The sequence below is a fragment of the Roseibium algicola genome, from assembly GCF_001999245.1.
GTDB lineage: Bacteria > Pseudomonadota > Alphaproteobacteria > Rhizobiales > Stappiaceae > Roseibium > Roseibium algicola.
In genome coordinates this window covers 3,116,900-3,128,653 of the sequence record NZ_CP019630.1, presented here as the reverse complement: position 1 = coordinate 3,128,653, position 11,754 = coordinate 3,116,900, and the positions used below count along the sequence as shown (strand labels likewise).

The following is an 11,754-nucleotide window of genomic DNA, read 5'->3' as shown; positions in this document are numbered from 1 at the left end:
CTCAGAACAACTCGCTCTAAAGCCGGGGGATCGACAGTCCGCCGTCCACCGCGAAGGTCGAACCGGTTGCAAAGGCCATTTGGCCATCGGCAATCGGCACGATGATTGAGCCGATATCGGCAGGCTGCCCCCACCTGGCAGCAGGCACCAGACCGCCTTCGATCCGGGCCGTGTATTTGTCTTTCACTCCGGCGGTCATGCCGGTTTCGATGATGCCTGGCCTTAGCTCGAAGACACCGATGCCATGCGGCGCAAGCCGGACGGCGAAAAGCTCCGCCATCATGGCGGCACCTGCTTTCGACAGGCAGTATTCCGCCCTTTCGATCGACACCATCTCCGCACTGACGGAGGTGATGAAGCTCATCGAGCGATAGCTGTCTGACGGCTGATCCAGCATGCGTCTCGCCACTTCCTGCGCCAGGAAAAAGGCCCCGCGCAGGTTGACACCCATGACGAAGTCGAAACTGTCTGGCGCCAGATCCAGCATGTCGCCCCGGATCCTGGCCGGAACGCCCGCGTTGGAAACAAAAGCCGTCACCGGCCCGAGATCCGCCTCCACCCGGTCGAGCAGCGTCTTGCAATGGTCGATGTCCAGAAGGTCATGCCGGAAATAGCGGCCCTTGCCACCCAGGCGGCTCAAGGCTTCGACTACCTCCGGTGCGTCCGCTTCTTCCTGAGCGGCGATGGCAACCACGTAACCAGCCTCCGCGAGAGCCCTCGAAATGCCGAGACCGATGCCGCGCTGGCCGCCGGTGACAAGTGCGATCCTGTTCATGCCGCCAGGTCCTTCTTGATCGTTTCGGCGGCGCGCAGCGCCAATGCCGCGACCGTGAGGGCCGGATTGACGGCAGCCGAGGTTGGCAGCGCTCCCGCATCGGCCACAAACAGGTTCGGATGATCCCAGGACCGGCAGTCCGGATTGAGCACGGAGTTAGCCGGATCATCGCCCATGCGCACCGTGCCGCACTGATGCGAGGGCACCCTGCCGTCGAACAGGCGCGACAGAACCAGCGGGAAACCGGCCTCGCGCAGGGTCTTGCGGGTCTTCTCGACCAGCTTCCTGTGCGCCGTCATGTTGGACCGCTGCCAGATGAGCTGGATCTTGCCGTCCTTCAGGACAACCCGGCTTTCAGGATCAGGCAGATCCTCGGAAATCAGATAGAGATCAAGGGCATGCCCGGAAATCCAGCTGGCAGCGAATTTCGGCAACTGCGGCACCTGGATCTTCAGGATATCCGGCGTTACCCGACCCAGCAGCTGGACGTTGCCCAAAGGCTTGCCGTCTTCGCCGTCATCGAGATACCAGTCATTCAGGCCGAAGGTCTTCTGATAGACGGAAGTATTCCGGAACCGCGGATCGATGGCGATCATCGCCGTCGCATTGTGGTTCATGAAACAACGGCCGACATAGTCCGAGAGGTTGGCAACGCCGGACCGCAACAAGAGCGCCGCGGACTGGACGGCACCCGCACACAGGGCAACGACCCCCGGTGTCAGGCAGATCTCTTCACCGTCCTTGCTGTAGTGGACTTCATCTATTCGGCCGGACTTGTAGCCCGTCCGGAGCGCAGTGACTTCGGCACCGGTGACAAGGGTGACGTTGTCATGAGCCATTGCGGCTTCCAGCGCACAGGTTTCCGCATCCATCTTGCCGCATCTGAGGTCGGGGTAACCGTCCCAGCCGGTGTGCCCGGCATCCAGCCAGCGGTCGATATCAACCCCCAGGGGCAGGCTGAACGGGCGAACGCCCGCCTGCTCAAGGCGCCGCCGGGCAATCCGGATGGCTTCCTCGTCCGGGATGGGCGGAAACGGATAAGGCCTGCCATGCGGCGGCTCAGTCGGATCGGAGGCGGTATCGCCCCGAACCTGGAAAAGCTGTTCGGCGGCGTCATACCAGGGCGACAGCTCGTCATAGGCAATCGGCCAGGCAGGTGAAACACCGTCATAATGCTCCAGCGCGCTGAAGTCCTCTTCCCGGTAACGGATCAGCACCGCACCGTAGAGCTTCGAGTTACCACCGACATTATAGTAGTTGCCTGGCTCGAACGGATTACCCTGTCCGTCGAGCCAGGTTTCCGGTGCCCGGAAAGCGCTGTTGGTATAGATGCGCCAGGGGTCCCGGGCCGGAGCATCGTCCGGTATCCGGTAACCCCGTTCCAGAATCGTGATCTTGGCCCCGGTCGGAGCAAGGCCCGCGGCAAGGGAAGCTCCCCCCATGCCGCTGCCGATGATCACAATGTCGGGCGCCGTATTCATGGGTCAGGCGATCCGCTTTTCGGTCTTCGGGTCGAAAGCGACCGCCTTTTCCATGTTGAAGGCAAACGGGAACACTTCTCCCGCCTTCACGGCAACGTCGGCACGGAAGCGGCCGGTCACGTCCTTGCCGCCGATCTGGCTGACGACGAACGTGTCGGAACCTGCCGGCTCGGTGACTTCCACCGGAGCATCGACGATGTGAACCGCCTTGGAATTGCGGTCGGCACCATCCTTGTCGGTAATGGCTTCCGGCCGAATGCCGAGGATGATGTCCTTGCCGATGCTGGAAGAGAGCGCGTCGGAGGCAAACGGAATGGCCGCCGTCTTGCCGTCTGCTAGCGAGACTTCCGCAGCCGGCCTGCCGTCCGCCGAGACCACCTTGGCCGGGAACAGGTTCATGGAAGGCGATCCCATGAAGCCCGCCACGAACATGTTGGCCGGATTGTCGTAGATCTCTTTCGGCGTGCCCAGCTGCTGGACATAGCCACCGAACATGACAGCGATCCGGGTCGACAGCGTCAGTGCCTCGATCTGGTCGTGGGTCACATAGACAATTGTCGTGCCGAGCTTCTGGTGCAGCTTCTTGATTTCCGTGCGCATGTCGACGCGCAGCTTTGCATCCAGGTTGGACAGCGGCTCGTCGAACAGGAACACGTCCGGCTCGCGCACCAGTGCACGCCCCATGGCGACACGCTGGCGCTGACCACCGGAAAGCTGGCCCGGCTTGCGGTCGAGTAGATGGCTGATCTGAAGGAGATCGGCCACCTGGCCAATCCGCTTTTCGCGTTCCGGCTTCGCAATGCCGTGCATTTCCATGCCGAAGGAGATGTTCCCGGCAACGGTCATGTTCGGGTAAAGCGCGTAGGACTGGAACACCATTGCGATGTTGCGGTCCGCCGGCTTGACGCCGTTCATGCTCTTGCCCTTGATCGCGATCTCGCCGGAGGTGATGTCCTCCAGGCCGGCAATCATGTTCAGCAGGGTGGACTTGCCGCAGCCGGACGGGCCGACGAGAACGAGGAACTCGCCCTCTTCGATAGAGATGTCGGTTTCATGCAGGACCCGCAAGGATCCATAAGACTTGGTCGCCTGCTTGATGTCGAGAAAGCCCATTGTCTTATCCTTTTACTGAGCCTGCCATCAGACCACGCACGAAGTAGCGGCCCGCGACGATGTAGACGAGAAGGGTTGGCAGCGCGGCCATGATCGCGCCGGCGAAATGCACGTTGTATTCCTTCACCCCGGTGGAGGATTGCACCAGGTTGTTGAGGGCAACGGTCATCGGCTGGCTGTCGAAATCGGAGAAGGACGCGCCGAACAGGAAGTCGTTCCAGATGTTGGTGAACTGCCAGATGATGCAGACAACCGCGATCGGACCGGACGATGGCAGCAGGATGCGCCAGAAGATCCGGAAGAAACCGGCACCGTCGATCTGCGCCGCCCGGACAAGCTCTGTCGGAAAGGCCGCATAGTAGTTGCGGAAATAGAGCGTCGAGAAGCCGATCCCGTAGACGAAGTGTACGAAGATCAGACCCGGCACCGTGCCGGCGATGCCCATCAGACCCAGCATGCGAGCCATCGGGATCAGCACCATCTGAAAGGGAATGAAGCAGCCGAACAGCAGCAGGCCGAACAGGATGGTCGCACCGCGGAACGTCCACTTGGTGAGCACGTAACCGTTCAGCGCGCCGACCAGCGTCGACAGGGCGACCGCCGGAACGACCATGATGATGGAGTTGAGGAAATAGGGCCGCAGACCCGTTGCCTCAACGCCCACCTGAGCACTCGACCAGGCGCTTTGCCACGGAGCGATGGTCCACTCCTGCGGCAGCGCCATCATCCCGCCCGAAGTGATTTCGGTCAGCGGCTTCAGCGAGTTGACCACCATCACGTACAGCGGCAGCAGGTAGTAGATGCAGAACAGCGCGAGCAGCAGGTACAGGATCACCCGGGCCGGACGCAGGGAGGAAGACTTGGACATCGTCGACATCACTTTTTCTCCCTGAGTTCTGACCAGAGGTAGGGCACGATGATCGCTGCGATCGTCATCAGCATGATCACGGCGGAAGACGCACCGATGCCCATCTGGTTTCGGGTGAATGTGTAGGAATACATGAAGGTTGCCGGCACTTCGGTGGCGGTGCCCGGTCCGCCGCCTGTCAGGGCGATCACCAGGTCGTAGGACTTGATCGCCATATGGGCGAGCACCACGAAGGCCGACATGAAGGCAGGACGAAGCTGCGGAATCACGATCCGGCGATAAAGCGCGAAAGTGGAAGCGCCGTCGATCTGGGCAGCCTTCATCATCTCGCTGTCGATACCGCGCAGGCCCGCAAGGAACATCGCCATGACGAAGCCCGACGTCTGCCAGACCGCCGCGATCACGATGGTGTAGATCGCGAAATCCCGGTCCTTGATCCAGTTGAAGGTGAAGGTTTCCCAGCCCCAGCCGCGCACGACGGCCTCGATACCGATGCCCGGGTCGAGGAACCATTTCCAGGCAATTCCGGTCACGATGAAGCTGAGCGCCATCGGATAGAGGTAGATCGTGCGGATGAAGCCTTCTGCGCGGATCTTCTGATCGAGAAGGATCGCCAGCAGCAGACCCAGGACGCAGCAGATGGTGATGTAGAGAACGCCGAAAACCACAAGGTTCCAAACGGCCGTATCCCACGCACGGATCTTGAAGAGGTTTTCATAATTCTGCCAGCCGACCCAGCCGAAGGTGGGCAGAATACGGCTGTCCGTGAAAGACAGGTAAAGCGTGAAGGCGATGAAGCCGTAAACGAAGATTGCCACGATGGCGATCGTCGGGCTGAGCACGAGTTTGGGCAAAGCATCACGCAGTCTGTCAACAACGGAACCGCGCGGGTTCGCCGTTTCAGAGAAAGACATCTTGAGTTCCCCGACCTAGAGCACTTTTGCCGGCGTTCCAGCGAACGCGCGCGGCAGCTCTGAGACTTTGGTTCCGGCCGGCTTCGGGCGGTTGCTTACAACCGCGAGACGGTCCGCCGAACCGGTGGGAGAGCGGTGACGGATCACCGCTCTCCGCGCGGTCGTTACTTGTTGATCTGAACGGCGGTAACGAGTTCTGCAACAGCGGTTTCGCTGTCGTATTCCCCGTTGAAATGCGCCGTGATCACGTCATACATGGCGTTCTTGACGGCAGCCGGGTTGGCGTGACCATGCGCCATGGAGCCGTAGAGGTTGCCGCTGTCGGCGGCCTTTTTCAGATCCACCATGCCCTTCTTGCCGCAGGCGTCAAAGTCATCGTTCGGCACGTCGGTCCGAGCCGGAACGGAGCCTTTGACGACGTTGAACGCGGACTGGAAGCTCGGTGACAGGATAGCGGTTGCAAGTGCAGCCTGCTCCTTGCCGACTTCCGGACCCTGCGCGAACATCGCGAACTGGTCGGCGTTGAAGGTCACCTGGTCCTGGGTGCCCGGGAAGCGGAAGCAGAGGAAGTCTTCATCCGGCTTCTTGCCGGCATTCAGGAATTCACCCTTCGCCCAGTCACCCATCATCTGGAAGGCTGCATCGCCATTGATGACCATGGCGGTCGCAAGGTTCCAGTCACGGCCGGAGAAGTTGTCATCCACATAGGAGCGGATCACGGCCATGCGGTCGAACGATTCCTTCATGGTGTCGGAGCCGAGCGCTTCTTCGTCCAGGTCAATGAAGGCCTTCTGGTAGAACTCGGGTCCGCCGGTCGCCATCACGACTGCATCGAAGATGGTCGCGTCCTGCCAGGCCTGACCGCCGTGCGCGATCGCGGTCTTGCCGGATGCCTTGACCTTCTCCAGAGCGGCAACGAACTCGTCCCAGTTCTGCGGCGGCTCGATACCAAGCTCGTCGAGGATGGCCTTGTTCGCCCAGACCCAGTTGGTGGAGTGGACGTTCACCGGAGCGGAGACCCACTTGCCGTCATACTTGGAGAATTTCTGCAGGGCTTCCGGAACCACGTCGTCCCAGCCTTCCATGCCGGCCAGGATGTTCAGGTCGGCAAGTGCGCCTTCCTTGGCCCAGTCGGTGATGTCGAAGCCGAGCATCTGTACGGCGGTGGGCGGGTTGCCGGAGGTAACGCGTGCGCGCAGCACGGTCATGGCCTGGGTACCGCCGCCACCTGCAACCGGCATGTCCTGCCAGCCGATGCCCTGGCTTTCCAGGTCCTGCTTCAGAACGTTCAGAGCAGCAGCTTCACCGCCGGAAGTCCACCAGTGCAGAACTTCAACATCGGCGGCGGACGCCAGGCTTGTGCTCATTGCAAGGGCGGCGAGGCCCAGCTTCAGAGATTTCAAAGACATCGATATTCCTCCCATAAGGTGCCTAAAGGCGTTTCGAGCGCCGGAGCCCGGCAATCGAGTGTCACGCAACGTTTATTGTAACGTTGCAAACCGGAGTGGTGTCAACGATTTTCATCACTCCCGAAAAACAAAGAGTTTCGTTTGTCTTACATACTATTAAGGCGGATGTTTCGGTGCTGCAGTGCAGCACATTATTGTGTTGTAACGTTACAAAAGCCCTGATTAGACTTGGCTTGCTTTTTGAGCTAGAAGGCTTCGGCTGAAGTGAACGGGCATGACGCGAAAAACCTTTGAACCCAACAGCGGTCGCGCCGCCGAAAAGCTGCCGCGTCCCACCTTGCGCACGGTGGCGCAGGAGGCAGGCTTCGCGGTGACCACGGTTTCCCGCGCCCTTGCCGGAGACCCCAGGATCGCGGAGACGACGCGCGAACGCGTTTCCGAAGTTGCCCGCCGTCTCGGCTACGTTCCCAATCGCGCGGCACAGCGCCTGCGCACCGGCCGTACGAAGGTCATCAGCCTTCTCCTGAACACACGGCACGAGTTTCTCAGCTTCACATCCGAGTTTCTTGGCGGCATGTCCGAAGGCCTTGCCGGAACCGGCTACGCGATCACCATTACAGCAGACGGTCTTGCCGACGACCGGCTTGAGGCAATCCGCAACATCCGCAGGCACTCGCTGGCAGATGCCATTGTCTTTACCCGCACCGAGTGCTTTGACGAGCGGGTCCGCTACCTGCTGGAGCACAACTTCCCCTTTGCCACCCATGGCCGGACGGACTTCACCACGCCCCACCCTTACGTCGACTTCGACAACGAGGTTTTCGCCCGCATGGCCGTGGAGCGACTGGTTGCAAAGGGGCGCAAACACATTTGCATGGTCATGCCGAACGAACGCTACACCTTCGGTCAGCACCTTCGGTTCGGCGCCCGCCAGGCAGCCATTTCCCATGGCGTTCAATTGACGGTTCCCGATGGCGTTGACCTCGACAGCGAACCCGACGAGATCGCAGCGACCCTGCGCTCGCTCCATGCCGGCCCCAACGCGCCCGACGGTTATGTCTGCGTTGGTGAGGTCATGGCCCTGGTGACCCTGGCCTATCTCAACGACATCGGTCTGACACCCGGTATGGAAATCGACGTCGTCGCCAAGCGCGCCTCGCCCATTTCCAATCATTTCCGCCCGAGAATCGAGACCATCGACGAGGACCTGCGCGCCACCGGCAGAGCCATGGCCAAGGTTCTTCTCGCGAGGATCGACGGCGCCCCCATGGAGGATATGCAGATCCTCCTGAAGCCCGAAGGCGCCTTCTCGATTTCGGACTAGCCTGCTCATCACGCCACCCAGGGTGCCCGGGTCTTGCCGATGCGCATGGTCACGGTCTTGGCTTCCAGGAACTCGTCCAGTCCATATTTGCCAAGTTCCCTGCCCTGGCCGCTTTCCTTCACGCCGCCAAAGGGCAGTTCCGCAAAACCATCCATCCAGGTGTTGGTCCACACCGTGCCCGCATGCGCCCGGCGGGCGAATTCCAGACAGGTGTGAACGTTCTCGCTCCACACACCGGCGGACAGACCGTAGTCGGCATCGTTGACGAGATCGATCGCCTCATCCAGCGTCTTGAAAGTCAGCACCGAAAGCACCGGCCCGAACACTTCTTCGCGGGCGATCGGCATGTCGCTTTTTACATCCGCAACGATCGTCGGCTGGTAGAACTGTCCGGCTAGGCCAGGAACCGTCAGGGCTTCCCCACCCAGGTGGACAGTCGCTCCGGCGTCCGCGGCATCGCGCACATATTTGTCGATCTTGCTCTGGTGGTCGGGCGTGATGATCGCGCCGACCTTGGTCGATGGGTCCAGAGGATCGCCGAAGGGCACCTTCCGCGACAGGTCCACTGTCGCCTTCAGGAACGCCTCGGCGATGTCTTCGTGCACAATGATCCGGGATCCGGAGTTGCAGCATTCGCCTGCATTGAAATAGACGCCGAAGACAACCGCGTCGACGGCGCTTTCGAGGTCGGCATCAGGGAAGATGACCTGTGGGTTCTTGCCACCAAGTTCCAGCGAGACCTTCTTCAAGGTTCCGGCCGCTGCCTTGACGATGGCCTTGCCGACGCCGGTCGAACCGGTGAAGGTGACCATGTCGACCCGCTTGTCGGCGGTCATCGCCGTTCCAACCGGATCGCCATAGCCAAGGACGATGTTGACGACCCCGGCCGGAATACCGGCTTCGATGCACAGTTCACCCAGAATGACCGTCGTTGCCGGGGTCATTTCGGAAGGTTTGATTACCGCAGTGCAGCCGGCAGCAAGCGCGAAAGGCAGTTTTTGCGACGCGATCAGGAACGGAAAGTTCCACGGTGTAATGATGGAGACGACACCGACCGGCTCCTTGAGAACCAGGCCGAGCATGTCGCTGCCGAGCGAGTTGTAGCTTTCGCCGTGCATGGTGCGCGCAAGCGAAGCGGCAAAGCGCCAGATATCGGACGCGCCTTCAATTTCCGCCATGGCCTGACTGATCGGCTTGCCGGATTCCAGCGTTTCCCAATAAGCGATCCGCTCCCGTTCCCGGTCGATCAGATCGGCGATCTTCAAGAGAAGCGTTGCCCGCTCCTTGCCGCTGGTGCGCGACCAGCGTCCCTTGTCGAAAGCAAGCCGCGCGGCGGAAACCGCCGCATCAACATCACGGGCACCGCCCTTCGCCGCCTTCGTGACAACGCTGCCATGGGACGGAGACACACGATCGAAGGTTGAGCCGTCAGCGCTCTGACGCCAGTCGCCATCGATCAGGTGACGGGCGACGAACGGTTCGGCCGGGAGTTTTGCTTCGCTGATGGAAACGACGTTCAGGTCACTCATGACTTAACTTCCAGGAAATTCGGTTTGCGCTTTTCACGGAAGGCGGTAACGCCCTCGTTGCGATCTTCTGTCGGACTGATCATGCCGGAGCCGAGCGCCTCGATCATGGCACTGCGATCTTCACCCACGGCGGCATGGATCATGTATTTGGCCACTTCCACGGCCCGGGACGATTTGTCGGCCAGCTTCTCGGCCATCTCGAACGCAGCTGAAGCCGGATCGTCGGATATCTCGGCTGCAAAGCCCGCCGCATAGGCACGTTCTGCGGAAATGCGCCGGCCGAACAGGGCCATTTCCTTCACCATCGGCTCACCCAGCAAACGGATCAACCGCTGCGTGCCGGACCAGCCCGGTACGATGCCGACGGATGCTTCCGGCAGCGCCAGCGTCGCCCTTGGCGCCATCACGCGGATATCGGCGGTCGCTGCAAACTCCAGTCCGCCACCAAAAGCGTGCGCGCCAAGCGCAGCCACCGTCGGCTTGGAAAGCCGCGCCAGCCGGTCAAAAACCCGGTGACCTTCGCGCACCCAGTGGCGGGCAAAGTCGTAAGGCGACAGCTCGGACCATTCGAGAATGTCCGCACCGGCACAAAAGGCCTTGCTCTCCTCCGCTGTAATCACCACCGCAAGGATCGACGCATCGCGCTCCAGCTCATCGCAAAAGGGCTCAACCGCCTTCAGCATGTCGAGCGTGAACGCATTCAGCTTGGCCGGATTGTCCAGCTTCAGCTCGGCGATTGCCCCATGACGGATGAGATGCAGCGCGCTCACAGGCTCAGCTCCATCGCACCTCTGGACAGAAGCGCTTTCGGCATCTCGACCAGATCGTTTGCGAGCCGCACCCGGCCCTTCGAAGCATCGACGATGTCACGTGCCGGATCGATACCCGGCATGATCTCCGTCGCCACCAGGCCTGCATCGGTCAGGTGGATAACGCAGCGCTCGGTCACATAGATGACGTCCTGGCCGAGTTCCTTCGCCCTGCGGCCGGAGAAAGTGACATGCTCGACCTCGTCCACCATCTTGGTGAACTTGCCCGGCGTCCGCACCTTCAGTGCGTCTTCCGTCAACTCCAGATCGGCACCCGCCTCGAAAAGACCCGAAAACACGATCTTGCGCGCGTTCGCAGTAATGTCGACAAACCCGCCGCAACCTGCGGTCAGATAGGGCTTCTTGCCGAGCTTGGAGACATTGACGTTGCCATCCAGATCGATCTCCAGGAAGGACAGGAAGGAGACATCGAAACCGCCGCCCTGGAAGTAGGTAAACTGCTGCGGCGACGGCATGTAAGCATCGGCGTTGGAGGCGCAGCCGAAAGCAAAACCCGTCAGCGGCATGCCGCCGGTCGCACCTTGCTCGATCGCCCAGGTGACGGCCTGTTCCTGACCGGCTTCCAGCAGCACGCGTGGCACCATCGCCGAAATGCCGAAGCCGAGGTTTGCCGTCTGGCCGGACTTGAGTTCCATTGCTGCCCGGCGGGCGACAACCTTCTCGATGCCGTGCTCGGCAAGCGAGAAGCTGGACCATGGCCGCATGATCTCGCCCGAAATCGCCGGGTCGTAACCGGTTTCCGTGGTCTGGCGCTGGTCCGGATCGACAACGATGAGATCGACCAGATGACCGGGCACACGAACATCGTGCGGACGCAGCGAACCCGAGGCCGTCACGCGCTTCACCTGCGCGATCACCAGGCCGCCGTGATTGCGCACGGCAATCGCCTGCTCCAGGCCGCCGAGATAGGCGCCTTCATGTTCGTAGGTGAGGTTGCCGCGTTCATCCGCAGTCGTTGCCCGAATGATCGCGACGTCCGGCACGATGTTCGGAAAATGCAGCCAGGTTTCGCCGCCAAGCTCCAGCCGGGACACGATGGGCCGGTCTGCCGCAACATCGTTCATGGCACAACCCTGACGGATCGGGTCGACGAAAGTGTCGAGACCGACCTTGGTCATGACGCCCGGGCGGCGGGCCGCAACATCCCTGTGCATGTCGAACAGGATGCCGGAAGGCACGTTGTAGGCAGCTACCCGGTTCTCCACCAGCATCTGCCAGATCGCCGGCATCGGCAGGTTGGACGGACCGGAGGGGTAGGACCCTGCAATGATGGTCGACAGCAGACCATCCTTGGCAAGGTGGTCGATCCCCTTGATGCCGTACATGTCGCCGGCGGCAATGGGATGGAGCGTCGTGAGGTTTCTCGGGTGCCCTTCACTATCGAACCTTGTGCCAATGGCCTCAAGGATCTTGTCCGGGCACCCGAGACCGGAGGAAGAGGAAACGGTGATGACCGCGCCGTCCTGAATGCGGGCGGCGGCATCCGCCATGGAAACGATCTTGGAGGTCAT

10 protein-coding genes are annotated in these 11,754 nt (G+C 61.2%); 1 reads left to right on the top strand and 9 read right to left on the bottom strand.

Annotation, left to right across the window (positions count from 1 at the left end; all coding sequences use genetic code 11):
• Positions 1–16 precede the first annotated feature (16 nt).
• The 6 genes from B0E33_RS14675 to B0E33_RS14650 all read right to left on the bottom strand — a co-directional run bounded on the left by B0E33_RS14675 (position 17) and on the right by B0E33_RS14650 (position 6,566).
• The gene (locus B0E33_RS14675; RefSeq protein WP_077291604.1) at positions 17–775 is read right to left on the bottom strand and encodes a 3-ketoacyl-ACP reductase; all 759 of its coding nucleotides are present in this window, start codon (positions 773–775) and stop codon (positions 17–19) included.
• Entirely contained in the window at positions 772–2,256 is a 1,485-nt protein-coding gene (locus tag B0E33_RS14670; protein ID WP_077291603.1) for a GMC oxidoreductase, read from the bottom strand. The genes B0E33_RS14675 and B0E33_RS14670 overlap by 4 nt, the downstream gene beginning before the upstream one ends.
• Positions 2,257–2,259: 3 nt before the next feature.
• Positions 2,260–3,369 carry an ABC transporter ATP-binding protein gene (locus B0E33_RS14665; protein ID WP_055659653.1) on the bottom strand — a complete coding sequence of 370 codons (1,110 nt, stop codon included), beginning with the start codon at positions 3,367–3,369 and terminating at the stop codon, positions 2,260–2,262.
• A 4-nt stretch (positions 3,370–3,373) separates the two neighbouring features.
• A complete protein-coding gene (locus tag B0E33_RS14660; RefSeq protein WP_370198002.1) occupies positions 3,374–4,237 on the bottom strand; it encodes a carbohydrate ABC transporter permease in 864 nt (287 codons plus the stop codon).
• Positions 4,238–4,245: 8 nt separating this feature from the next.
• A complete protein-coding gene (locus B0E33_RS14655) occupies positions 4,246–5,151 on the bottom strand; it encodes a carbohydrate ABC transporter permease (protein WP_077291602.1) in 906 nt (301 codons plus the stop codon).
• Between the two features lie 164 nt (positions 5,152–5,315).
• A complete protein-coding gene (locus tag B0E33_RS14650; protein WP_370198003.1) occupies positions 5,316–6,566 on the bottom strand; it encodes an ABC transporter substrate-binding protein in 1,251 nt (416 codons plus the stop codon).
• Between the two features lie 268 nt (positions 6,567–6,834).
• On the opposite strand from B0E33_RS14650, the gene B0E33_RS14645 reads away from it, so the two are divergent.
• Positions 6,835–7,884: a LacI family DNA-binding transcriptional regulator gene (locus B0E33_RS14645; protein WP_055659655.1), complete on the top strand. Its 1,050-nt coding sequence runs from the start codon at positions 6,835–6,837 to the stop codon at positions 7,882–7,884.
• 8 nt (positions 7,885–7,892) lie between these two features.
• Here the strand turns inward: B0E33_RS14645 and B0E33_RS14640 are convergent, their stop codons facing one another.
• Genes B0E33_RS14640 through B0E33_RS14630 form a run of 3 tightly spaced genes read right to left on the bottom strand, consistent with a single transcriptional unit; the run spans position 7,893 to position 11,754 of the window.
• Positions 7,893–9,413 carry an aldehyde dehydrogenase family protein gene (locus tag B0E33_RS14640; RefSeq protein WP_077291601.1) on the bottom strand — a complete coding sequence of 507 codons (1,521 nt, stop codon included), beginning with the start codon at positions 9,411–9,413 and terminating at the stop codon, positions 7,893–7,895.
• On the bottom strand, positions 9,410–10,183 hold the full coding sequence (locus B0E33_RS14635; RefSeq protein WP_077291600.1) for an enoyl-CoA hydratase/isomerase family protein: 774 nt from the start codon (positions 10,181–10,183) through the stop codon (positions 9,410–9,412). The genes B0E33_RS14640 and B0E33_RS14635 overlap by 4 nt, the downstream gene beginning before the upstream one ends.
• The gene (locus B0E33_RS14630) at positions 10,180–11,754 is read right to left on the bottom strand and encodes an acyl CoA:acetate/3-ketoacid CoA transferase (RefSeq protein ID WP_023002932.1); all 1,575 of its coding nucleotides are present in this window, start codon (positions 11,752–11,754) and stop codon (positions 10,180–10,182) included. Before B0E33_RS14630 ends, B0E33_RS14635 begins: the two co-directional genes overlap by 4 nt.

Coding starts and splice junctions, on each gene's coding strand:
- B0E33_RS14675 (WP_077291604.1), bottom strand. CDS start 775: ATGAACAGGATCGCACTTGTCACCGGCGGCCAGCGCGGCATCGGTCTC.
- B0E33_RS14670 (WP_077291603.1), bottom strand. CDS start 2,256: ATGAATACGGCGCCCGACATTGTGATCATCGGCAGCGGCATGGGGGGA.
- B0E33_RS14665 (WP_055659653.1), bottom strand. CDS start 3,369: ATGGGCTTTCTCGACATCAAGCAGGCGACCAAGTCTTATGGATCCTTG.
- B0E33_RS14660 (WP_370198002.1), bottom strand. CDS start 4,237: ATGTCCAAGTCTTCCTCCCTGCGTCCGGCCCGGGTGATCCTGTACCTG.
- B0E33_RS14655 (WP_077291602.1), bottom strand. CDS start 5,151: ATGTCTTTCTCTGAAACGGCGAACCCGCGCGGTTCCGTTGTTGACAGA.
- B0E33_RS14645 (WP_055659655.1), top strand. CDS start 6,835: ATGACGCGAAAAACCTTTGAACCCAACAGCGGTCGCGCCGCCGAAAAG.
- B0E33_RS14640 (WP_077291601.1), bottom strand. CDS start 9,413: ATGAGTGACCTGAACGTCGTTTCCATCAGCGAAGCAAAACTCCCGGCC.
- B0E33_RS14630 (WP_023002932.1), bottom strand. CDS start 11,754: ATGACCTCCAAGATCGTTTCCATGGCGGATGCCGCCGCCCGCATTCAG.